Genomic DNA, 22,437 nt, shown 5'->3' on the forward strand with positions numbered 1-22,437 from the left:
CAGGCAAAAAAAAATCTGGAAATCCGCATTTTCATGGGCCTTCCAGATTTTCGAAATGGTGGGTCGTGTGGGATTCGAACCTACGACCAATTGGTTAAAAGCCAACTGCTCTACCAACTGAGCTAACGACCCGCTTCGTTGTGGCGCGTATATTACTGATATTTCACAGTAATTCAACACCCAAGCGAAAATAATTTAAAAATAACGCGTCGGGTCCGTCACACCCGCCGCCGCGAAGCCCTCAGCGCGCAAGCGGCAGCTGTCGCATTTTCCGCACGCACGCCCCTGCTCGTCGGCCTGATAGCAGGAAACCGTCAACCCGTAATCCACACCCAGACGCGTACCGGCTTTGACAATATCGGCCTTGCTCAGCATCTGCAGCGGCGCCTGTATCGTGAAGCCCTGCCCTTCAACGCCAGCCTTGGTGGCGAGATTGGCCATGCGCTCGAACGACTCGACGAATTCCGGACGGCAATCCGGGTAGCCAGAGTAATCCACCGCGTTGACGCCGATGAAGATGTCCCGGGCACCGAGCACTTCAGCCCAGCCCAGCGCGAGAGAGAGAAAAACGGTATTGCGCGCCGGCACGTAGGTCACCGGAATGCCTTCGCCCTGCGTCTCAGGTACAGCGATGCTGCTGTCAGTCAGCGCAGACCCGCCGATGCCGTTGAGGTTAAGGCCGATCACCTTGTGCTCGACCACACCCATGTCTGCCGCCACACGCTCCGCCGCCTGCAACTCGGCGCGATGCCGTTGCCCGTAGTCAAAGCTCATGGTGTAACAGCTGAAGCCATCAGCCTTGGCCATCGCCACCACGGTGGCCGAATCCAGCCCGCCGGACAGCAGGATTACTGCTCTTTTCTCAGTCATCGATTGCTCACTCATTCAGCGCCCCGGCTCGTCGTTCCAGAGGATTTTATGCAGCTGCAACTGCAGACGCACCGGGAGGTTGTCGGCAACGATCCAGTCAGCCAGGTCTCTGACGTTGAGATCGCGGTGGACAGGGGAAAACAGAACTTCGCCGGCGCGCCGGTCCAGACCGTACTGAATTATCTTCGAGACGGCCCAGTCGTAATCTTCACGCGAACAAATGACGAATTTGATCTGGTCGTTAGGCGTGAGCAGCTCGATATTTTCGTATCGATTGCGCGCCACTTCTTTCGAACCAGGGGTTTTCAGGTCGACGACGCGGCTCACACGGGGATCGACTTTCGAGATGTCCAGCGCGCCGCTGGTCTCTAGAGAAACCTCGTAGCCCGCGTCACACAGCCGCTGAAGCAAAGGAATGACGTTCGGCTGAGCCAGGGGCTCGCCCCCCGTAACGCAAACATATCGCGGACGGTAGCTGGCAACCTGCTCCATCAATGAGTCGAGGGTCTGGATCGTTCCGCCAGTGAAGGCATATTCGCTGTCGCAATAACCGCAACGCAAAGGGCAGCCGGTGAGACGCACGAAAACCGTAGGCAAGCCTGCGGTTCGTGTTTCACCCTGTAGAGAGTAGAAAACTTCGGTGATGCGTAATGTGTCTTGCATAGGGGCCACGGGCGTAACGGCTAAACAGGCCATCCGCCTCCGTCAGGCACTTCTGTGCACCCTGCACACGCAGAATCCACAGAAGCGTAATCAATACCGGAATTTCGGGGGCGGAATTCTAACGAAGAAAGCCGCGCAATGCGCGGCTTTCTTGAATCAGCGGTCAGATCGAGTAGCAATCAGAGACGCTGGAGGTCCCGCTGAGCCAGCTGAGCGGCTGAGGTGCCTGGATACTGAGCAACGACTTGCTGAAGGATGCCCTTCACTTTGTCGGTGTGACCCAGACGACGTTCGACGTCCGCCAGCTTGTAAAGGGAGTCAGGCACTTTGGCGTGCTTTGGGTAGAGCTGACTGACCTTTGCAAAGGCCTGACCGGCACCTTGAAGGTCGCCTTTGGCCAGATTCACTTCGCCCAACCAGTACTGGGCATTGCCCGCGTACTGGCTGTTCGGGTATTTGCGCAGGAATGCCGCAAACGCCTGACTGGCCTTGTCGAAATCCTTAGCTTTGATCAAGTCGAAAGCAGCGTCGTAGTAGAGCTTTTCTTTCGCTGGGTCACCAGGCTCGCTGCTCGCCTGGGGCGCTTGAGAGGCTTGTGACGCGGGTGCTCCGCCAGCGCTAGTGCCGCCGTCGGAAGCAGAATTGTTGGCAGCTGATGGGGCAGATGCGCCGCCAGGTCCGATACGAGAGTCGAGATCTTTGTAGCGATCCAGCGCTTCTTGCTTCATCTGCTGGATATCGTTCTGCTGGACTTCCACTATTCCGCGCAAGCGCGAAATTTCGTCCTGCATTTGCTGCAATTGCATGAACAGCTGACCTTGCGCCGAAGGCGCGGCCGTAGCCGCACCTCCGGCGTAGGCGCCAGACGTACCATAACCCGATGGCGGATAACTGCTACCAGCAGAGCCAGAGTTGTCATCGACCACAGGAACCGCACCCATCGCTGCAAGAGGAAGGGTGAGAGCCAAAACGGTTAAAGCACGTCGGCACGTTCGCATGTCAAATTACTTACGCAGTTCGACGCGACGGTTTTGAGCCCACGATTGCTCGTCGTTACCGGTAGCAACTGGACGCTCTTCACCGTAGGAAACGAGTTCCAGCTGAGCTGGCGAAACGCCTTGCAGAACCAGGTAGCGTTGAACGGCTTTCGCACGACGCTCGCCCAGTGCCAGGTTGTATTCGCGAGTACCGCGTTCGTCGGTGTTGCCTTCCAGAACTACGCGAGCGCCGTTGGCTTTCAGGTCTTTGGCGTGAACGTCCAGAGCGCGCATGGCTTCTGGTTTCAGGTCAGAACTGTCGTATTCGAAGTAGAAAGTAGTGATAGCGCGCAGAGCAGCTTCTTCGCTCAGGCTGCCATCAACAGCGCCAGAGTTAGCGCCGTAACCAGCGTTAGGATCTACAGCAGCGCCGCCAGCACCGGCATTGTCGCCGCCTTTGGACGAGCAACCTACAGCTACAGCCATGGCCAGAGCCAGCGCAGCAAATTTACCAAACTTCAGCATTTCCATCGTAAAACTCCTAATGAACCCCAAGTGTGTTAAGTACAACGTAAAGCGCCGCGTCAGTTCAGGTAAGGGGACCAGGAAGGTTCTCTGACTTCGCCTTGAGCGGTAGGAAGCGGGAGCCTTACGCGTCCATTAATGGACACGAGCATCAAGACTCCCCGGCCCTGCTGGCGGGTGGCGTAGATTACCATGGTGCCGTTAGGCGCAACAGTAGGCGACTCATCAAGGTTGCTGTCTGTGAGGATTTTTACGCTACCGCGCTGCAAATCCTGAGCCGCCACCTTGAAGTTAGTGAAGCCATCTTGACGATGGATCATCACCAGAGTCTTTTCATCCGCCGATAACTTAGGATTGGCATTGTAGTTACCGATGAAAGTAACGCGCTCTGCCCCTCCGCCATTAATGTTGGTTTTATAGATTTGTGGCTTGCCGCCGCGGTCAGACGTGAAATAAAGCGTGGAGCCGTCTTTACCGAAGAACGGTTCTGTATCAATGGAAGAATCGTTGGTCACTCGCGACAATTGACGCGACGCCAGATTCATCACATAGATTTCCGGGTTGCCATCTTTCGACAAGACCATGGCCAGCTTAGTGCCGTCCGGTGACCACGCAGGCGCGCCGTTCAGGCCTTCGAAGTTGGTGATCTGCTCGCGACGACCGGTGTCGATGTGCTGAACGAAGATGCGTGGGCGCTTCTGTTCAAACGACACATAGGCAATACGCTTGCCGTCCGGCGCAAAGCGAGGCGACAGGATCGGCTCGCGGGATTGCAGCAACGTCACCGCGCGGGCGCCGTCGTAGTCCGAACGCTGCAGGGTGTAGCGCGTGTTGTCAGTCGAGAAACGTTCAGCCGTCACGTACAGCATGCGGGTCGAAAACGCGCCCTTGATGCCGGTCAGCTTTTCGAACGACTGGTCGGCAATGTAGTGCGACATGTCACGCAGCTGGTCGGTGGTGCCCGAAACGTTGCCGGTCAGAACCTGTTGTTCTGTGGCTACGTTGAACAGCGCGTACTGAACCTGAAGGCGACCGCCCGAAGGAACGATGCTGCCAACCATGACGTACTGGGCACCCAGCGCTTTCCAGTCACGGAATATGACTTCGCTGGCCTGGCTCGGCTGGCTGATCATGTTTTCCTTTGGAATCGGCGAGTAGTAGCCCGAGTTCTGCAGGTCGTTGCCAATGATCTTGGCCATGTCTTCCGGCAGCACGCTGCCGCCCTGCAAGCCGAACGGCACGACCGCGATAGGCGTGGCCCGGTCACTGCCGCTTGTTACCAGAATGTTCTTTTCGTCGGCAGCGGCGAAACCCGCTGCGCAACACAGAACGACAAGCATTCCTCGAAGAAGGTTAATCACAAGGCTAGGTCCTCAGGTGTGAATGTCATCTTGAATGAACGGTAAGGTGCGAAGTCCGAAGGCTTCATCCCCTGCATCTCTGTCAAACGACCAATATTCTTGACCGCCGCTACTGCTGAACTGTCGAAAGGACCATCGCCGCTGGACTTGCTCACGTTGACCGAAGTCAGGGTGCCGTCCGGCAACATGTTGATCTGCAAGACAACCGTCATGCCCTTGCGCGCAGAAGGTGGACGTGCCCAGCCTTCAGCCGCCCGAGAGCGAATCAAGTCATCGAAGCTGCCGGCCACTTCGTCGCCACGCTCATCGGCCAGCGCCTGTTGGCGTTCCGGCTTGTCGGAAAGCAGGTCGGCCAGTGCTTGCGCCTTCTTGTCTTCCGCTGATTTGCGAGCAGCGTCCTGTGCCTTCTTCTTCGCGTCCTCGGTCGCCTTCTTCTTGGCATCCTCAGCCGCTTTCTTCTTCGCGTCTTCGGCAGCCTTTTTCTTGGCGTCGTCTGCAGCCTGCTTCTTGGCGTCCTCGGCAGCCTGTTTCTTGGCTTCCTCGGCGGCCGCGCGCTTGGCGTCTTCCTCGGCTTTCTTCTTCGCGTCGTCTTCGGCTTTCTTCTTGGCTATATCAGCCAATTGTTTCTCTTCAGCGGTTTTCTTCGCGTCATCCGTTTTTTTCGCTTCGGCCTTCTTGGCGTCGTCCGCAGCTTTTTTAGCGTCATCGGCTTTTTTGGCGTCGTCAGCTTTCTTGGCTTCCTCGGCCTTTTGCTCTTCGGCTTTTTGAGCGCTATCGGCTTTCTTTTGTTCCGCCGCCTTCACGGCCTCTTGCTCAACTTTTTTCTGCTCCATCTGCTCGACTTCGGTTTGTCGCGCAGCGGATTTCTTCGCCTCACCGGCCAGCTTCTGGTTGGTCTGGGTGGTTGCCTGACTTTTTGATTTCAACTGATAGAGCGTGGCCTGAACGATCGGCCTGGCTTCAGGAAGCTCGGGCGTCATTGCGAAGCTGACGAACAACAAACCAAAAATCAGGACGTGCAGTCCCACCGCCCAGACGGACGGCCAGAAGTAGCTTTCCGAGGCGGACGGCTCTCGAATCGGCTGCATCAGGGGGCCTCGGTAATCAAACCAACGTTCCCGACCCCGGCCTTCTGCAACCCGCCCATCGTGCCCATGACGGCGCCGTAGTCGACCGTCTTGTCGCCACGGATGAACACTTGAGTCTGCTTGCCCGCGTCACGACCGGCGGCAATGATTTTGGTCACTGCGCTGGTCAGTTGCGGCAAGGTCATCGCCTTGTCCATTTGCTTGTCGGTGTCGACTTCGCTGCCAAGGTTCCAGTAGTAGGTCTTGTCAGCCTTGATCGAGATCGTCAGGACCTGATTGTTGTTGTCCTGCGGCAAAGCCTCGCTGGAGACCTTGGGCAGATCAACTTTCACGCCCTGGTTGATCATCGGAGCCGTCACCATGAAGATGACCAGCAGCACCAGCATCACGTCGATGTACGGCACCACGTTCATTTCGGCGACCGGCTTGCGCTTGTTGCGTCGGCCGCGAGCGATTAAAGCCATTGGGAAATACCTGCTTATTCTTCGCTGGTGTGCACTTTACGGTGCAGGATCGCCTGGAACTCGTCGGCGAATGTGTAGTAACGACCGATCAGGTTCTCGCCACGAGCGGCGAAACGGTTGTAAGCGATGACCGCAGGAATCGCGGCGAACAGGCCGATGGCGGTGGCGATCAGCGCTTCGGCGATACCCGGTGCAACGGTTGCCAGGGTGGCTTGCTGCGCAGTGGCCAGGCCGCGGAAGGAGTTCATGATCCCCCACACGGTACCGAACAGACCGATGTACGGGCTGGTGGAACCCACGGTTGCCAGGAACGGCAGGCTCTGCTCGAGCTTTTCTTCTTCACGGGAGATGGCAACGCGCATCGCACGTGCAACACCTTCCATGACCGCGTCCGGATCAACACCCGCCTGCTGACGCAGACGGGAAAATTCCTTGAAGCCCGCGCGGAAGATCTGCTCTACGCCGGAGTCCGGGTCCGGATTGCTGCCGGCCTGACGGTAGAGCTTGGACAGGTCGATACCTGACCAGAAGCGCTCCTCGAAGCTGTCCAATGCCCGACGACCGGCGCGCAGCATGGCGCTGCGCTGAAAAATCATGATCCACGAGGTGACCGAGGCGGCCACCAGGATCAGCATCACCAACTGCACAACCACGCTGGCATTGCTGACCAAACTCCACATGGAGGAATGGTCGACGACGTTAGCTTCCACGCTGTATCTCCTGCTCTGAATGTGTACCCGCGCCGCCCTGCCCGGCAAAGGCCGTGCGCAGAGCTTCGGGAATGGCCCGGGGTTTCAAACTGTCGGCGCGCACACACGCCACCAAAAACTGCCCTTCGCAGAGCAGCACATCGTCCGCAGCCCGCCTGACCTGTTGCTGGAAGCGCAGGCTGGCGCGGTTCAATTCGATTACTTCGGCGCTGATCAGCAGTTCGTCGTCCAGCCGCGCGGGCTTGTGATACCGAGCCTCGCTTGAATGCACGACGAACAACAGGTTCTCGATACCCGCCATTGCGGATTGGGCAAAGCCCAGTTCCCGCAGTCGCTCGGTCCGAGCCCGCTCCATGAATTTCAGGTAATTGACGTAGTAAACGATGCCGCCGGCATCGGTGTCTTCGTAATAAACGCGACAACGATGTGCGAACGACTGAGCCCCGTTTTGCGCGCGCATACTCTAGTGCTTACTCCTCAGGTTGCCAATCCGGCCAGGCAACTGTTTTTCATCGTTTTTACTGCCTGCGTCACATCACTTAGCGGTGACTGCCCTTCAGACCCTCAATCACCCGAATAAATCGGTCGATTGTGCATTTATTCATCAGGGTCTTCGACCGGTTCATCCAGCACCGCCCGGTCGCCCATCCGCGAGGGGATGTTCAGGCCGAAGTGCAGATACGCATGCCGCGTGACCATGCGGCCGCGAGGTGTGCGCATCATATAGCCTTGCTGGATCAAATAGGGCTCGAGCACGTCTTCAATTGTGTGTCGTTCTTCGCTGATCGCCGCCGCGAGGTTATCGACCCCGACCGGCCCGCCATCGAACTTCTCGATCATCGTCAGCAGCAGGCGCCGGTCCTGATGATCGAAACCGCGCTCATCGACGTCCAGGAGGTTCAGCGCGAGGTCCGCAATCGCCTTGGTAATCTCGCCCTTGGCGCGGACCTCGGCGAAATCACGCACCCGACGCAGCAACCGGTTGGCGATCCGTGGCGTACCCCGTGCACGGCGGGCAATCTCGAATGCGCCTTCGTCCTCGATGTACAGCCCGAGAATTTTCGCCGAGCGCGACACGATGGTTGCCAGATCCGCAGTGCTGTAGAACTCAAGACGCTGCACGATACCGAAACGGTCACGCAGCGGATTGGTCAGCATACCCGCGCGGGTGGTCGCACCCACTAAGGTGAACGGCGGCAGATCAAGCTTGATGGAGCGCGCCGCAGGGCCTTCACCGATCATGATGTCGAGCTGGAAATCTTCCATTGCCGGGTACAGGACTTCCTCGACAATGGGGGACAGGCGGTGGATTTCATCGATGAACAGCACGTCGTGCGGCTCAAGATTGGTGAGAATGGCCGCAAGATCACCCGGCCGTTCGAGCACGGGCCCCGAGGTGCTCTTGATCGACACGCCCATTTCCTGGGCGATGATATGCGCCAGTGTGGTTTTACCCAGACCCGGCGGACCGAAGATCAGCGTGTGATCCAGCGCTTCACTGCGCCCGCGCGCCGCCTGGATGAACAGCTCCATCTGCTCACGTACGGTGGGCTGGCCGATGTAGTCGGCCAGGCTCAGCGGCCGGATCGCACGGTCCAGCTGCTCGTCACGGTCACGCCCGGTGGCGGCGATCAGACGGTCGGCATCTATCACTTACAGCATCCCCTTCAGTGCGCGGCGAATGAGGTCTTCGCTGCTGAGATTCTTGTCCTTGATCGCGGTCACTGCCTTGCTCGCTTCCTGGGGTTTGTAGCCCAGGGAAATCAAGGCGCTGACCGCATCCGACTCGGCTGTCGCCACGGCAATGGGCGCGCCCGGCCCGTCCGATACCAGGGCGAAGGTACCTGGCAGTGAATCCCACGCCTTGAAGCGATCCTTCAATTCAACCAACAGACGCTCGGCGGTCTTCTTGCCAACGCCAGGGACGCGGGTCAGCGCGGAGGTATCCTGTGCCTGGACACAGCGTACCAACTCGTCGACTTCCAGCGTCGACATCAGGGCAAGCGCCAGTTTCGGCCCTACCCCGTTCAGGCGAATCAGCTCGCGAAACATCTCGCGGTCACGCTTCTCGTAGAACCCGAACAGCAGGTGCGCGTCCTCGCGGACCACCAGATGGATATGCAGCGTCACGGTTTCGCCCAGATGAGGCAGGCGATACAGCGTGGTCATGGGCACTTCGACTTCGTAACCCACGCCGTTGACATCCAGTACCAGATGCGGCGGCTGCTTCTCGACCAACGTACCGCGTAGACGTCCAATCACGAATCAAATCCTTTCCAGATGCCCGTCGCTGCGACGGGCCGTGCTAACGCAAATAGTGCCATCAGAGCCGCAGACGACCGCCACGACTGCGCGCGGTATTGAGGCCGTGAGGGATGAGGCTGGATCGGGTATGTGCGTGACACATCGCAATTGCCAATGCATCCGAGGCATCCACCTGAGGCTTGGTAGTCAGCTTGAGCAGATGCATCACCATCATCATCACCTGATCCTTGTTGGCGCCGCCTGTTCCGGCAACCGCCTGCTTGACCTGAGTCGCGGTGTACTCGGCGATCTCCAGCCCCTCTTCGGCGCCCGCAACGATAGCGGCACCGCGGGCCTGACCCAGCTTCAACGCCGAATCCGGGTTGCGCGCCATGAACACCTTTTCAATGCCCATCGTCACCGGACCGTACGTCTGAATGACTTCGCGCACGCCGCGGTAAACAATCTGCAGCCGTTCATGGAGCAAGCCTGTGCCCGTGCGAATGCAGCCCGAGGCCACGTACTCGCAGCCACGCCCGGTATCACGCACCACGCCAAAGCCGGTAATTCGTGAACCGGGGTCGATACCTAAAATAAGAGTCATAACGCCTGCAGCTTGAGAGGTAACGCGAACAATTGGGCGCAGCATAAAGGCAGAAGCCGGAGGCCGATAGCGTTGATCATCAACGCTTCGTGCGCTCCGGCCTCAATTCCGAGGGGACAAACGATCAGCCGAGCTGCTCCAGTACCTCGTCCGGGATTTCCGCGTTGGAATAGACGTTCTGCACGTCGTCCAGGTCTTCCAGCATATCGATCAGCTTGAGAACCTTTTCCGCCATGTCCAGATCGAGCACCGCACTGGTGGTCGGCTGCATCACGATTTCCGCGTCGGCGGGCGAAAAACCAGCGGCTTCCAGCGCGTTGCGCACGGCGTAAAAACCGGAGAACGAGGTGAACACGTCAATGGAGCCGTCTTCGTGGCTGACCACGTCGTCGGCGTCGGCTTCCATTGCAGCTTCGATCAGCGCGTCCTCATCAACGCCCGGTGCAAAGGATATCTGCCCCTTGCGTTCGAACAGATACGACACCGAACCGTCAGTCCCCAGATTACCACCGCACTTGCTGAACGCATGGCGCACGGCAGCTGCGGTGCGGTTGCGGTTATCAGTCATGGTTTCGACCATGACCGCAACGCCGCCGGGGCCGTAGCCTTCATAACCCAGTTCGACCATGTCATCGGCATCGGCGGCGCCGGCACCGCGAGCGATGGCGCGGTCGATGATGTCGCGGCTCATGTTTGCGCCAAGGGCCTTGTCTTGCGCAAGACGCAAGCGCGGGTTCGACGCAGGATCACCACCGCCCTGACGGGCAGCGACGGTCAGCTCGCGGATCCACTTGGTGAAGATCTTGCCTTTCTTGGCATCCTGACGCTCTTTGCGGTGCTTGATGTTCGCCCACTTGGAATGACCAGCCATAACACGCTCCAAACCTTGAAACACGCACGCCCGCGTTTGATCGCTCAAACGCAGACGCTTCACTCGAATCTGTGCCCGGTATGGGCGGGGATCAGGGCGGACCAAGAATCGGTCCGCCGAGCCCTTGTCTACACGGCTTACTCGGCCTTCGGCGTTTCACGCAGGCGGATGTGCAACTCGCGCAGTGCCTTGGCATCAACCACGCCCGGCGCCTGAGTCATCACGTCAGCAGCACTCTGGGTTTTCGGGAAGGCAATGACTTCACGAATGGACTGAGCGCCAGTCATCAGCATGACCAGACGATCCAGACCGAACGCCAGACCACCGTGAGGCGGCGCGCCGTACTTCAGTGCGTCGAGCAGGAAGCCGAACTTCTCTTGCTGTTCGTCTTCGGAAATACCCAACAGACGGAACACAGCCTGCTGCATTTCCTTGCGATGGATACGGATCGAACCGCCGCCCAGCTCAGTGCCGTTCAGCACCATGTCGTAGGCGCGGGACAGCGCGGTGGCCGGGTTGGCTTCGAGCTCTTCAGGCGTGCATTTCGGCGCAGTGAACGGGTGATGCAGCGCGGAGAAGCTGCCGTCGTCGTTTTCTTCGAACATCGGGAAGTCGACGACCCACATAGGGGCCCACTCGCAGGTCAGCAGGCTCAGGTCGTGGCCCAGTTTGATGCGCAGAGCGCCCAGTGCTTCGCTGACGATTTTGAATTTGTCTGCGCCGAAGAACACGATGTCGCCATCCACTGCACCCACGCGATCAAGGATCACGTTGAGGTTGGCTTCCGGAATGTTCTTGACGATCGGCGACTGCAAGCCTTCCACGCCCTTGGCGCGCTCGTTGACCTTGATGTAGGCCAGACCTTTGGCGCCGTAGATGCCGACGAACTTGGTGTATTCGTCGATCTTGCTGCGCGGCATGCTTGCGCCGCCAGGAACGCGCAGCGCCGTGACACGGCACTTCGGATCGTTCGCAGGACCGCTGAACACCTTGAAGTCGACTGCCTGAAGCTGATCGGCAACGTCGACGAGTTCCAGCGGGTTACGCAAGTCTGGCTTGTCGGAACCATAGCGGCGCATGGCTTCTTCGAAGGTCATGTGCGGGAAGTCATCGAACTCCACATCCAGCACTTCCTTGAAGAGCTTGCGGATCATGGTCTCGGTGATGCCCATGATGTCGGCTTCGTTGAGGAAGCTGGTCTCGATGTCGATCTGAGTGAACTCAGGCTGACGATCGGCACGCAGGTCTTCGTCGCGGAAGCACTTGGCGATCTGGTAGTAACGGTCGAAACCGGCAACCATCAGCAGCTGTTTGAACAGCTGAGGCGATTGCGGCAGGGCGAAGAAGCTGCCCGGGTGGGTACGGCTTGGAACCAGATAGTCGCGGGCGCCTTCCGGTGTGGCGCGGGTGAGGATCGGCGTCTCGACATCGAGGAAGCCGTTGCCATCCAGGAAGCCGCGGATGCTGGAGGTGATGCGCGAGCGCAGACGCAGTTTTTCCGCCATCTCAGGACGACGCAGATCAATGAAGCGATAACGCAGGCGCGTTTCTTCGCCGACGTCGGAGTATTCGTTGAGCGGGAACGGCGGGGTTTCCGACTCGTTGAGCACTTCGAGCTCGTAGCCCAGCACTTCGATCGCGCCCGACGCCATGTTCGGGTTGACCGCGCCGGCAGGACGCGCGCGCACCTTGCCGGTCAGCTTGACCACGTATTCGCTGCGAACACGGTCGGCGATAGCGAAGGTGTCAGCACGATCCGGATCGAAAACCACCTGGGCCAGGCCTTCACGATCGCGAATGTCGAGGAAAATCACCCCCCCGTGGTCGCGACGGCGATGGACCCATCCGCAAAGGGTAATTTCCTGACCTTCCAGGCTCTCGTTCAGTTGGCCGCAATAATGGCTGCGCATCATGATCGTGTGTTCACTTCTCGTAATTCGGAATTCGATGGAGCTTTCGCCCGTCGCCGGTGCGAGGGTGCGCAAGCTTTGGCATGCAGTCCGACCTGACGGCCAGTTCCTGCCTTCCACAGTAAGGCGGGGGATTATATAGGGATAATCATCGCTGTGCAGCCGCGCAGCCCGATACCGGGCAAGAAGATGTCGGCGCGCGGTGTGGATGTCGCATTGCCGCCGGCGAATGCAGGCCCGTCGCAACGGGCCCGCTGGAATCAGGTCAGGTCGGGGACGGCGTCAGGCGCAGGCCCTCGGCACTCAATACGTGCGCCACGCACACGACGCGGATCAGGCCGCTGAAGTTCTTGACGCCGCCGTAACGCAAGTGGACCTCGCGATCGACGTAAGACAGCACTGCATTGATGGAGCAATCATTGAATCGCGCCATTTCGGACAGAATATTCCAGTACACCTCCTCAAGTCGCAGGCACGTGGCCAGCCCATTGAGCCTTACGGATCTGGAGTGTGGCTGGGCCAGGCTCATGTTGAAATTTTCGATAAACGGGTCGCCCCGGGCGTTCAGACACTGGGTCGGTTCCCATCCCTCTCGGGCAGTAGTCAGGTTCATGCAAGTCCCCTCGTTGCGATCACGGATATGGCATCGGCACCTTCGCAATCAGTTGAAAAGAGGTGTCTATCAAGCCGTATTCCAAAGGGCGCAACCAGCAGAAGGAGCACTCTGAACCTGTAGGAGATCGCCACGCTGCAGGGGTGATTTTCGAGAGCCAGCAAAAGGCCCAGACCCTATCCCGCTCGGGGTGTTAGATATGTATTTTTTGCTGATTTATTTCTTTTGGCTCAGCCGATCGCCGAAGTCAGCGCGAGCTGGAAAAAGAGAGCGAATGAGGTTTACAGATGAGCGTTATGAGCTGAAGGATTCGGCACTGAATGTGAATCAGGAGGGGACTCTCGTGCGCGACGGGGTGACAGCAGTGCGGAGCGGGCACTCGTTACTTTGCCCGCGCCGGTGTTTCGTTGATCAGTTGTTGATTACCGAGCTTCTGATTACTGGGCTTCCAGCATCGAGCGCAGCATCCAGGCCGTTTTCTCATGCACTTGCATGCGTTGGGTCAGCAAGTCCGCCGTTGGTTCGTCGCTCACTTTGTCCAGCAACGGGAAAATACCACGGGCCGTGCGCGTGACCGCTTCCTGACCCTGAACCAGCGAACGGATCATGTCCTCGGCTGCGGGTACGCCCTCTTCTTCCTTGATCGACGACAAACGTGCATAGGTCGAATAGGTGCCCGGCGCCGGGAAGCCCAGTGCGCGGATACGCTCGGCGATTTGATCAACCGCCAGCGCCAGCTCGTTGTATTGCTCTTCAAACATCAGGTGCAGCGTACGAAAAGCCGGGCCAGTCACGTTCCAGTGAAAGTTATGGGTTTTCAGATACAACACGTAGGTGTCTGCCAGCAGGCGGGAAAGACCGTCCACGATGGACTTGCGGTCTTCTTCGCTGATGCCGATATCGATTGCCATGTTCAGCCCTCTTCTATGATGGTTTTTTCAAACGACTGCTGACCACTCTACCAAGACCATCGGCCCTCCGCAGCCATCTGTCGGGATTAGTTCGGCCACTACGCCGAAGTCAGACCTGCTTCCTTTAATAGCAACGATCGGCTCGACGGTTTGTTTATGCAGGCCGCTCTGGAACGAGCTTTTGACAGGAATCATAAAAAACTGACACACGATGACAATCACCCGCCTGTGCGGGCGCTAAGCGCTTGATTTGAGTAGCTCTCGGCTTTGCTGTTAAATACAGTCGCGCTGCCGCCAAAGTGCCGTCCGGCGACAGTGCATAGGCGGGACCGACACTCGTGCATCACGCCTCCTTTTTTTCCCGAAGCGTACCGAAGGTCACCCGCTATTTCCTTGTGATCCATCTTAATGTGAGTCATCGAAATGTTGAAAATAGTCCACCTGCTAACGGGCGCAGCTGCCCTGCTGCTGTCTTTCATCCCCAGCCTGCGTAGTGAAGCGCTGTCTTCTTACCTGTCCCAACCGGATGCGCTGTACCTGGCGCTCTTCGGCCTCATCAACCTGGTGTTCGCGCCAGTGATTCCTTACTGGAACAAAGGTCCACGTCATCAACTGCAAAACCTGGTCAGCGGCTTGCTCGTGCTGGCCGTCGTGCTTCAGATCCTCACCCTGGTCGTACCACTTGAAACCATCGCCGGCCAACCGGCCGTTCTGGTCAGTCTGCTCGCCGTCGTGATTGCCGTGGCATTGCACCTGGCGGTCAGCTTTTACCGTTCCTCTCCCGCGCCCGCGGCACAATCCCAGGACTTGGGAAACCGCGATACAGGCACGGTAAAGTGGTTCAACACCTCCAAAGGCTTCGGATTCATTTCCCGTGATTCGGGCGATGATATCTTCGTGCACTTTCGCGCCATTCGCGGCGAAGGCCACCGCGTTCTGGTCGAAGGCCAGCGTGTCGAGTTTTCGGTGATGAACCGCGACAAAGGCCTGCAAGCGGAAGACGTCATCGCTGCGCTCCCGCGCCGTTAACGTCGCCTCATAAAAAAACCGCGCTCACAGGCGCGGTTTTTTTTGGCTGAAATTCCTGCCCTTGGCGCCCTTTCCCTTAATAGTGAGGGGGACGCGAGTCTTCAGCGAAGCCGTCGCCCTGCCCGCCCATTTCCTCCTGACGCTTGATCAGGGCGGCAATCTGTAATTCCAGGCGGTCAAGACTGCGCTGCTGGGCGACCAACACGTCATTGAGGGCCTGAATCGTATCGTCCTGAAAGGCCAGTCGACTTTCCAGCTCCATGACACGGGATTCGAGCTCCATGGTCAGTCCTCCTTAAAGGTGAATGCTTCGGTCAGTTCGGACTTCAGTTGCGAGGTGATCCGGGCAACCTCATCCGGCGAATAAGGCTTGGCGGGATGCTTGCCCCACACCGGGGCTGGCCAGGCCGCATCACCGACACGGCGAACAATGACGTGCATGTGCAGCTGGTTGACCACATTACCCAACGCGGCAACGTTCATCTTGTCGGCCTGAAACGTACGATCAAGAACGGCCGAAAGGTAGGTGGTTTCTCTCCACAGCTGGGCCTGCTCCGGTTCGGACAGTTGGAACACTTCACTGATGTCCGCACGCTTTGGCACCAGGATGAACCATGGGTAACTGGAATCATTGGACAGCAGCAGCGTGCACAGCGGGAAATCGCCAATCGGCAGTGTGTCTTGCAGCAAGCGCGGATCTAGAACAAACACGTAAATACTCCTGATCGCCTATTTCATTCATCGAGCCGGCCGCCGGACCGGACAACCAGGCCCTGAGTGGCGGGAGGATACTCGCGTATTCCGAATGAATCATCCGGCAGCGCCGTTCAGGGCATTTTGTGGATCTGCTGTTGATCGGTACGCAGCACACACCCACCTTGCACCAGGAACGCGCGAAAAAAACCGCAGCGCACTTTGATGATGCAGCTCAAGGCGAGCGCAGGTGACTGGAAATCAGCTATCTGATTCCGTGTAAACCCTTTGAATCCGGGCCTTAGGGCTAACTTCCGCCATTGGCGCCAGGGGCACCATGCCCAACAACCGGCCGAATCCAGTCTGAAAGAACCAAAGGCAGGCAATTTGGCTGAATGACGCACCAAAAAGACTCAGATGAGGGGCGAATATGTGACAGCTATCCGCGATTTACCCACTCCCGATAGGTAACAGGTAACGTCAGTGACACTTCTGCGCGCTATTCTCAAGAAAATCGCAGTTGCAAAGCAGGCTATCTAAAATATTTTTACTCTTTTGATTCAATAGCTTGCAGCCAACTTCGAATGCTTTTACCTCACTTTCGACATTTTTTTCATGTTCGTCGAAATTTTGTGCACGGTTGTTGCTTTGTCACACACAAGCTTGAAGCCAAACGCGTCGAGAGACGGGCGGAGACTGAAGGGATGCAACGCGATTGTAAAAGGCAACCGGGGTGGCTGGATTCGATGAGGGTGTAACTGAGCCCAGCCCTAACAATGACCCGGTAGTGGCACAGTTTTAAGCGTCAGGAGCTGTTCAGGAGCGACACGGACAGCGCAGACGGCGACAAGGCCGTAAAGAAACTGCAACGGTAGGTTCTTCACTATCGCCAATAATGTCAGCGTGTTGTAGATTTCGCCGACACCAAAAAGAAAGAAGCCGGCCAGATAAAAAAACAGGTGGACGGCAGTACTCTTCTTAAAAACCAAAGGAGCAAAGTCACGATGAGAGTGATGAAGTGGAGCGCAATCGCACTGGCCGTTACTGCAGCCAGCACCCAATTGGCATCGGCTGCGGCATTCGTAAGCGATCAGTCCGAAGCAACTGGTTTTGTAGAGGGGAGCAAGCTGGATCTTAAGGCTCGTAACTACTATTTCAACCGTGACCGTAAAAATGGCGGCGTGGACTCGAAAGACTGGACCCAAGGTTTCTGGGGTAACTTCAGCTCTGGATACACTCAAGGTCTGATCGGTGTAGGTATCGATGCGTTCGGGTACGCCGGCTTCAAGCTGGATGGCGAGAACCACTACTCGGGTTCCGGCAACCTCGTAACTGACAGCGATGGCAAAAACGAAGACAGCTTCGGCAAGGCCGGTGGCGCTGTTAAATTCCGCGTCTCCAAGACCGAATTGAAAATCGGTGACATGCAGCCGCAGAACCCGGTTTTCGCAGTCGGCGGTTCTCGACTGTTGCCACAAACCGCAACTGGCGTGACCTTGCAGAGCAGCGAGATCAAAGGTCTTGACGTAGAAGCCGGTCGCTTCACTTCGGGCACCAGCCAAGACGATATGACCCACAACGGCGATATCTGGGCTACTTACGCTGGCGTGACCTCCAAGTCCGCTACCTACGGCGGCGGCAAGTACTCGATCACTGACAACCTGGGCGTTGGTTTCTACTACAACAAACTGGAAGACGTCTGGAATCAGTACTACGGCAACGTGAACTACGCACTGCCGTTGACCGACGACCAGGCTCTGGCGTTCGACTTCAACTACTACAATACTCAGGACACTGGCAGCAAGAGAGCAGGCGACATCAACAACAACGCTTACTCCCTGTCGGCAGCCTACTCGTTCCTGGCCGCTCATACCCTGACCCTGGCATTCCAGAAAGTTAACGGTGATACACCGTTCGACTACATCGGTATCGGCGACAACAACCGCGGTGGCGACTCGATCTTCCTCGCGAACTCGATCCAGTACTCTGACTTCAACGCCCCGGGTGAAAAATCCTGGCAAGCTCGTTACGACCTGAACCTTGCTACTTACGGCGTACCTGGCCTGAGCCTTATGGCTCGCTACGTCAGCGGTACCAACATCGACGGCACAAATACGCCAAGTAACACCGCGTACCACACCCGTAACCAGGATGGCAGCTTCTCGCCGCTCTACGGCGCTGACGGCAGCCACCACGAGACCAACGTCGAGGCCAAGTACGTTGTTCAAACTGGCCCGGCCAAAGACCTGTCGTTCCGTATTCGTCAAGCATGGCACCGTGCCAATGCCGACGAAGGCGAAGGCGATATCAACGAGTTCCGTCTGATCGTCGACTACCCGATTTCGGTCCTGTAATCGCACTGTCTGACACTCGTTACCGAAAAGCCCGGCCCTCGCGCCGGGCTTTTTCATGGGCGCTCGGTTGAAAATCCCTCCCCTCGCGGCGCCCGCCCGGCCTGTACTCATCGATATCACCGCCGTACAATGCCGGGTCATTTCCCAGTCACCGCAACCGACAACGGCCGACCATGCGTACCAGTCAATATTTGCTCGCCACACAGAAAGAAACGCCATCCGATGCGGTCGTGATCAGCCATCAGCTGATGCTTCGTGCCGGCATGATTCGCAAACTTGCCTCCGGTCTCTACACCTGGCTCCCCATGGGCCTGCGGGTATTGCGCAAGGTCGAAGCGGTGGTTCGTGAAGAGATGAACGCAGCTGGCGCGCTGGAAGTGTTGATGCCGGGCATTCAGCCGGCGGAGCTCTGGCAGGAGTCTGGGCGCTGGGAACAGTACGGTCCTGAGCTATTGCGCCTGAAAGACCGCCACGACCGTGAGTTCTGCGCGGGCCCGACCCACGAAGAAGTCATCACCGATCTGGCTCGCAACGAACTCAACAGCTATAAACAGCTGCCGATCAACATGTACCAGATCCAGACCAAATTCCGTGACGAAATCCGTCCGCGCTTCGGCTTGATGCGCGGCCGCGAATTCATCATGAAGGACGCCTACTCCTTCCATGCGACCCAGGATTCCCTTCAGGAAACCTACGACCGTATGCATCAGGCGTACTGCAACGTGTTCACCCGCCTGGGCCTGAACTTCCGCCCGGTAGTGGCTGACAACGGTTCCATTGGTGGTGCGGGCTCTCATGAGTTCCACGTACTCGCCGAGTCCGGCGAAGACGACATCGTGTTCAGCGACACCTCCGACTACGCCGCGAACATCGAAAAAGCCGAAGCCATGCCGCGCGAGGCCAGCCGCCCTGCCCCGACTGAAGAACTGCGTCTGGTCGACACCCCTGACGCCAAGACCATCGCGGCGTTGGTCGAGCAATTCAATCTGCCGATCGAAAAGACCGTCAAGACGCTGGTTGTCCATGCCGCTGAAGAAGGCAAACTGATTGCGCTGATCATCCGTGGCGATCACGAGCTCAACGAAATCAAGGCGTCCAATCTGGAGCAGGTCGCCAGCCCGCTGGTCATGGCCTCCGAAGCCGAACTGCGTGACGCCATTGGCGCCGGCGCGGGCTCTCTCGGCCCGCTGAATCTGCCGCTGCCGTGCATCATCGACCGCTCGGTAGAGCTGATGAGCGACTTCGGCATTGGCGCGAACATCGATGACAAGCACTACTTCGGCGTCAACTGGGAGCGCGACCTGCCGGTTCCGACCGTCGCGGATCTGCGCAACGTCGTCGCCGGCGACCCGAGCCCCGATGGTCAGGGCAACGTGATCATCAAGCGCGGCATCGAAGTCGGGCACATCTTCCAGCTGGGCACCAAGTACAGCGAAGCGATGAAGTGCCAGGTCCTGGGCGAGAACGGCAAGCCCGTCACGCTGACCATGGGCTGCTACGGGATTGGTGTGTCGCGTGTCGTGGCTGCCGCGATCGAGCAGAACAACGACGCGAACGGCATCATCTGGAGCGACGCACTCGCACCTTTCCAGATCGCCCTCGTGCCGCTGCGTTACGAAACCGATGCCGTCAAAGAGGCAAGCGACAAGCTGTACGCCGAACTGACTGCTGCAGGCTTCGAAGTGTTGCTGGATGACCGCGACAAGAAGACCAGTCCTGGGATCAAGTTCGCCGACATGGAACTGATCGGCATTCCGCACCGCATCGTGGTCAGTGACCGCGGCCTTGCCGAAGGGAACCTCGAATACAAGAGCCGCACCCAAGCCGAAGCCCAGGCCCTGCCTGTTGCCGATGTGTTGTCTTTCATCAAGGACCGGATCAAGCGCTGACCGGACGGCGCGCCTGCGATTGTGCAGGCGCGCTTATCCGCCACGCCTCTGCGATGCGCCTTACCTGCACCTAGAGATCTCATGTTCAAGCGAAATCCCTCACGCCTCGCAGGCGCTGTGTTGTCCACCAGCCTGTTACTCGGCGGCTGCGCCAACCATCTGTCTCAACGCAGCGAGCATGAAGAACGTGTCGAGCGCAAATTACTCGACCACAGTTTTCAGGTCGACCTGGGCGAGCCCAAGACGCTGGAATTGCCCCAGCGCCGGATACGCATCCACGAGCTGAAAACCTTCGACATCACCGAATTCGAAGTCACCCGGCACTACGACCGGTACACGCCTTACCAGCCGTGGCGGGAAGTCTATGAAATCCCCCTGGGCGCCGTGGCCATCGTCGCGGGCATCGGCGCCAACGTGGTCAATGTGCTGACGTTCGGCAGCCTGCCCGACAGCGTCACCAAAGACTGGCTCACGTACGGCGTCGCGGGCGTCAACCCGTTCATGAACGCACCCTCCCACGGTCGTGCCCAGCAAAACCTGGCCGGTATCGACGAGGTTCAGCGCGACCATCGCATCGAGCATTCGAACCTGCCCTGGAGCGAAGCGCCGGTCGAAGTCACCGCAGGCAAAGAAGCCCACGAGATGACGACGGACCGTAACGGCGTGCTGCGCGTAAACCTGCTGGACAGCCCGTTCGCCGAGCAGAACCTCAGCTATGTCACGCAGCTGAACATCAAAGTGCAGGATGACCAGAGCAACGTTCAGGCAATCGCCACGCTGCCTTTGAGCAAGTCACTGCGCGGCAAGCTGATTGAGGCCCACGACCTGATCTACGACGATCTGGAAGATGACGAAGTCAGCCAGTGGGTGCATCGCGTCAAGCGCCTGTCCGAGCTGGGCCTTGAAGAGGAAGCCAGTGAGCTGGAACAGTCACTGATCGAGCTGACCCGCAACGATCCGCAGCTGCAGCACGAATTCCTTCGTTCACTGGCGAAAGACGCCGGTCGACTGGTCGCCGTGCCGCCAGGCAGTGAATAGCCAGGCCTTAACTGGCCTCAGCTGAACAATTCCAGCTGCTCATGGGCGGCCCGGAGATCATGCAGCCGCACGCCTATTCCCAGCAGTCGCACCGGCTTGCCACCGCGTGCGAACGCCTGGGTCAGCAGTTGCTCGTAACTGCCCAGGTCCCTCCCTGCCCCCGCCTGTTCCAGCGTTGTCTGGGTGAAGTCGTGGAACTTGACCTTCACGAAGGGCTTGCCGGGGCGGTAGAGGCTGTCGATCCGCGCGATGCGGTCATTCAACGTGTCCAGCAATGCCGGCAGCATCAATAGGCAACTGGCGAGATCCGGCAGATCAGCGTCATAGGTGTTTTCGACACTGACAGACTGGCGTCGATTGTCGTTCTGCACGGGCCGCTCATCCACACCATGGGCCAGGTTCCACAACCGCTCGCCGAATGAACCAAATTCCCGCACCAGCGACAGCTTGCTCCAGCCGCGCAGGTCGGTGCAGGTGACGATGCCGAGTCGGCCTAGCTTGTCGGCAGTGACTTTGCCGACACCGTGCAATTTTGACACCGGCAACTGGGAGACAAAGTCTTCGATCTGATCAGGCGTGATGACGAACAGCCCGTTTGGCTTTTTCCAGTCGCTGGCGATCTTGGCCAGAAACTTGTTCGGGGCAACCCCGGCGGAAACAGTGATGTGCAACTGATTGGAGACCCGCCGGCGAATGTCCTGAGCGATGCGCGTCGCGCTGCCGGCAAAGTGCTCGCATTCCGTCACATCCAGGTAAGCCTCATCCAGCGACAGCGGCTCGATCAGGTCGGTGTAGTCGCGGAAGATCGTCTGGATCTCTTTCGATGCTTCTTTATAGGCATCCATTCTTGGTTTGACGATGGTGAGGTCCGGGCACAGTGTCAGCGCATGCCGGGATGACATCGCAGAGCGGATGCCGTAGGCCCGGGCTTCATAGTTGCAGGTGGCGATCACACCGCGCCGTTCTGCCGACCCGCCGACTGCGAGCGGCTTGCCGGCCAGACGCGGGTCGTCGCGCATCTCAATAGCGGCGTAGAAGCAATCACAGTCGATATGGATGATTTTGCGCTGCGGCATCACACGGGGTCGTAGGAAAACGGTCGCGCAGTATCTCATTCACGGGACTTTCTGACACTGAATAAGCCTTGCTCCCTAAAGAACGTGCGCCCCCAAACCTGACTGAAACGCCCCTGAAACGAGGCGCGCTGCAGCTATTGGCCCTACGCATCACGCTAACCGCTTGAAGAAAAAGCAATTTTTTCTGCCGATTGCTTGACAGCCTGTCGATCCTCTGTAGAATGCCGCCACACAGACGCGGGATGGAGCAGTCTGGTAGCTCGTCGGGCTCATAACCCGAAGGTCGTCGGTTCAAATCCGGCTCCCGCAACCAAACATCAAAAAAGGCTACTCGAAAGAGTGGCCTTTTTTGTGGCCGCTGTTTGAGCAAGCCCGCCCTCACCGTTATTCCCCCTCACCTCTTCATATAAATGAAACAGGCTCCATGGATGATGGCGACCTGCCCTTATGCGCGGATTGCGATAAAAGCCTTGTCCGACCGCCACTTAGGTACGCCAACGCTCCAGAAGCAGTTATTTTGCCGATGCCTGGCATTAAAGGTTGACAC

The 22,437-nt window shown here is 58.2% G+C and carries 23 protein-coding genes, 2 tRNA genes and 1 pseudogene; 6 read left to right on the forward strand and 20 right to left on the reverse strand.

Annotation, left to right across the window (positions count from 1 at the left end):
• Positions 1 to 56 precede the first annotated feature (56 nt).
• The 17 genes from BMY98_RS24995 to BMY98_RS25075 form a co-directional block, all read right to left on the reverse strand.
• Positions 57 to 132 (reverse strand) — tRNA-Lys (locus BMY98_RS24995).
• A gap of 63 nt (positions 133 to 195) precedes the next feature.
• Positions 196 to 870 (reverse strand): 7-cyano-7-deazaguanine synthase QueC, encoded by a 675-nt coding sequence (gene queC, locus BMY98_RS25000; RefSeq protein WP_175514217.1) that lies wholly within the window; start codon positions 868 to 870, stop codon positions 196 to 198.
• 15 nt (positions 871 to 885) lie between these two features.
• The gene (gene queE / locus BMY98_RS25005; RefSeq protein WP_074893262.1) at positions 886 to 1,533 is read right to left on the reverse strand and encodes a 7-carboxy-7-deazaguanine synthase QueE; all 648 of its coding nucleotides are present in this window, start codon (positions 1,531 to 1,533) and stop codon (positions 886 to 888) included.
• Positions 1,534 to 1,712: 179 nt separating this feature from the next.
• Positions 1,713 to 2,531 carry a tol-pal system protein YbgF gene (ybgF, locus tag BMY98_RS25010; RefSeq protein ID WP_074893264.1) on the reverse strand — a complete coding sequence of 273 codons (819 nt, stop codon included), beginning with the start codon at positions 2,529 to 2,531 and terminating at the stop codon, positions 1,713 to 1,715.
• 6 nt (positions 2,532 to 2,537) lie between these two features.
• Positions 2,538 to 3,041, reverse strand: a complete 504-nt coding sequence (gene pal / locus BMY98_RS25015) for a peptidoglycan-associated lipoprotein Pal (RefSeq protein ID WP_065989719.1) — start codon at positions 3,039 to 3,041, stop codon at positions 2,538 to 2,540.
• Between the two features lie 53 nt (positions 3,042 to 3,094).
• Positions 3,095 to 4,375 carry a Tol-Pal system beta propeller repeat protein TolB gene (gene tolB, locus BMY98_RS25020; protein ID WP_175514218.1) on the reverse strand — a complete coding sequence of 427 codons (1,281 nt, stop codon included), beginning with the start codon at positions 4,373 to 4,375 and terminating at the stop codon, positions 3,095 to 3,097.
• Between the two features lie 17 nt (positions 4,376 to 4,392).
• Entirely contained in the window at positions 4,393 to 5,484 is a 1,092-nt protein-coding gene (gene tolA / locus BMY98_RS25025; protein ID WP_074893266.1) for a cell envelope integrity protein TolA, read from the reverse strand.
• Positions 5,484 to 5,948, reverse strand: a complete 465-nt coding sequence (tolR, locus tag BMY98_RS25030) for a protein TolR (RefSeq protein WP_037014073.1) — start codon at positions 5,946 to 5,948, stop codon at positions 5,484 to 5,486. The genes tolA and tolR overlap by 1 nt, the downstream gene beginning before the upstream one ends.
• A gap of 14 nt (positions 5,949 to 5,962) precedes the next feature.
• Positions 5,963 to 6,658: a protein TolQ gene (gene tolQ / locus BMY98_RS25035; RefSeq protein WP_037014076.1), complete on the reverse strand. Its 696-nt coding sequence runs from the start codon at positions 6,656 to 6,658 to the stop codon at positions 5,963 to 5,965.
• Entirely contained in the window at positions 6,648 to 7,118 is a 471-nt protein-coding gene (gene ybgC, locus BMY98_RS25040) for a tol-pal system-associated acyl-CoA thioesterase (RefSeq protein WP_074893268.1), read from the reverse strand. Before ybgC ends, tolQ begins: the two co-directional genes overlap by 11 nt.
• Before the next feature lie 137 nt (positions 7,119 to 7,255).
• On the reverse strand, positions 7,256 to 8,311 hold the full coding sequence (gene ruvB / locus BMY98_RS25045; RefSeq protein ID WP_074893270.1) for a Holliday junction branch migration DNA helicase RuvB: 1,056 nt from the start codon (positions 8,309 to 8,311) through the stop codon (positions 7,256 to 7,258).
• Complete coding sequence (gene ruvA, locus BMY98_RS25050; protein WP_074893272.1) at positions 8,312 to 8,920, reverse strand: Holliday junction branch migration protein RuvA; 609 nt, start codon at positions 8,918 to 8,920, stop codon at positions 8,312 to 8,314.
• A 61-nt stretch (positions 8,921 to 8,981) separates the two neighbouring features.
• Complete coding sequence (gene ruvC, locus BMY98_RS25055) at positions 8,982 to 9,506, reverse strand: crossover junction endodeoxyribonuclease RuvC (RefSeq protein ID WP_065989739.1); 525 nt, start codon at positions 9,504 to 9,506, stop codon at positions 8,982 to 8,984.
• A gap of 124 nt (positions 9,507 to 9,630) precedes the next feature.
• Positions 9,631 to 10,377 (reverse strand): YebC/PmpR family DNA-binding transcriptional regulator, encoded by a 747-nt coding sequence (locus tag BMY98_RS25060; RefSeq protein WP_074893274.1) that lies wholly within the window; start codon positions 10,375 to 10,377, stop codon positions 9,631 to 9,633.
• 137 nt (positions 10,378 to 10,514) lie between these two features.
• Positions 10,515 to 12,290 (reverse strand): aspartate--tRNA ligase, encoded by a 1,776-nt coding sequence (gene aspS / locus BMY98_RS25065; protein ID WP_074893276.1) that lies wholly within the window; start codon positions 12,288 to 12,290, stop codon positions 10,515 to 10,517.
• 262 nt (positions 12,291 to 12,552) lie between these two features.
• Positions 12,553 to 12,900: a ribbon-helix-helix domain-containing protein gene (locus BMY98_RS25070; protein ID WP_074893277.1), complete on the reverse strand. Its 348-nt coding sequence runs from the start codon at positions 12,898 to 12,900 to the stop codon at positions 12,553 to 12,555.
• A gap of 437 nt (positions 12,901 to 13,337) precedes the next feature.
• The gene (locus BMY98_RS25075; protein ID WP_074893279.1) at positions 13,338 to 13,811 is read right to left on the reverse strand and encodes a Dps family protein; all 474 of its coding nucleotides are present in this window, start codon (positions 13,809 to 13,811) and stop codon (positions 13,338 to 13,340) included.
• Between the two features lie 423 nt (positions 13,812 to 14,234).
• Between BMY98_RS25075 and BMY98_RS28220 the strand changes: the two are divergent.
• Both BMY98_RS28220 and BMY98_RS28225 read left to right on the forward strand, forming a co-directional pair.
• Positions 14,235 to 14,510: pseudogene (locus BMY98_RS28220) on the forward strand (cold shock domain-containing protein membrane protein); the annotation flags it as partial.
• 108 nt (positions 14,511 to 14,618) lie between these two features.
• Positions 14,619 to 14,840 carry a cold shock domain-containing protein gene (locus tag BMY98_RS28225; protein WP_004667445.1) on the forward strand — a complete coding sequence of 74 codons (222 nt, stop codon included), beginning with the start codon at positions 14,619 to 14,621 and terminating at the stop codon, positions 14,838 to 14,840.
• A 76-nt stretch (positions 14,841 to 14,916) separates the two neighbouring features.
• Here BMY98_RS28225 and BMY98_RS25085 read toward each other — a convergent pair whose 3' ends face one another.
• Together BMY98_RS25085 and BMY98_RS25090 are read right to left on the reverse strand one after the other, a co-directional pair.
• Positions 14,917 to 15,123: a SlyX family protein gene (locus BMY98_RS25085; protein WP_065989748.1), complete on the reverse strand. Its 207-nt coding sequence runs from the start codon at positions 15,121 to 15,123 to the stop codon at positions 14,917 to 14,919.
• A 2-nt stretch (positions 15,124 to 15,125) separates the two neighbouring features.
• Entirely contained in the window at positions 15,126 to 15,551 is a 426-nt protein-coding gene (locus tag BMY98_RS25090; RefSeq protein ID WP_074893283.1) for an HIT domain-containing protein, read from the reverse strand.
• A 986-nt stretch (positions 15,552 to 16,537) separates the two neighbouring features.
• Here BMY98_RS25090 and BMY98_RS25095 point away from each other — a divergent pair.
• From BMY98_RS25095 to BMY98_RS25105, 3 genes are all read left to right on the forward strand, one after another.
• Entirely contained in the window at positions 16,538 to 17,887 is a 1,350-nt protein-coding gene (locus tag BMY98_RS25095) for an OprD family porin (protein WP_074893285.1), read from the forward strand.
• 173 nt (positions 17,888 to 18,060) lie between these two features.
• Complete coding sequence (locus tag BMY98_RS25100) at positions 18,061 to 19,776, forward strand: proline--tRNA ligase (protein ID WP_074893287.1); 1,716 nt, start codon at positions 18,061 to 18,063, stop codon at positions 19,774 to 19,776.
• A gap of 81 nt (positions 19,777 to 19,857) precedes the next feature.
• A complete protein-coding gene (locus BMY98_RS25105; RefSeq protein ID WP_074893290.1) occupies positions 19,858 to 20,814 on the forward strand; it encodes a hypothetical protein in 957 nt (318 codons plus the stop codon).
• A 17-nt stretch (positions 20,815 to 20,831) separates the two neighbouring features.
• Here BMY98_RS25105 and dinB read toward each other — a convergent pair whose 3' ends face one another.
• Complete coding sequence (gene dinB / locus BMY98_RS25110) at positions 20,832 to 21,890, reverse strand: DNA polymerase IV (protein WP_074893292.1); 1,059 nt, start codon at positions 21,888 to 21,890, stop codon at positions 20,832 to 20,834.
• A gap of 236 nt (positions 21,891 to 22,126) precedes the next feature.
• On the opposite strand from dinB, the gene BMY98_RS25115 reads away from it, so the two are divergent.
• Positions 22,127 to 22,203, forward strand: a tRNA-Met gene (locus BMY98_RS25115).
• The last annotated feature ends 234 nt before the right edge of the window (positions 22,204 to 22,437 follow it).

Origin of the sequence: Pseudomonas graminis (genome assembly GCF_900111735.1) — a bacterium.
In the GTDB taxonomy this organism is placed as follows: Bacteria; Pseudomonadota; Gammaproteobacteria; order Pseudomonadales; family Pseudomonadaceae; genus Aquipseudomonas; species Aquipseudomonas graminis.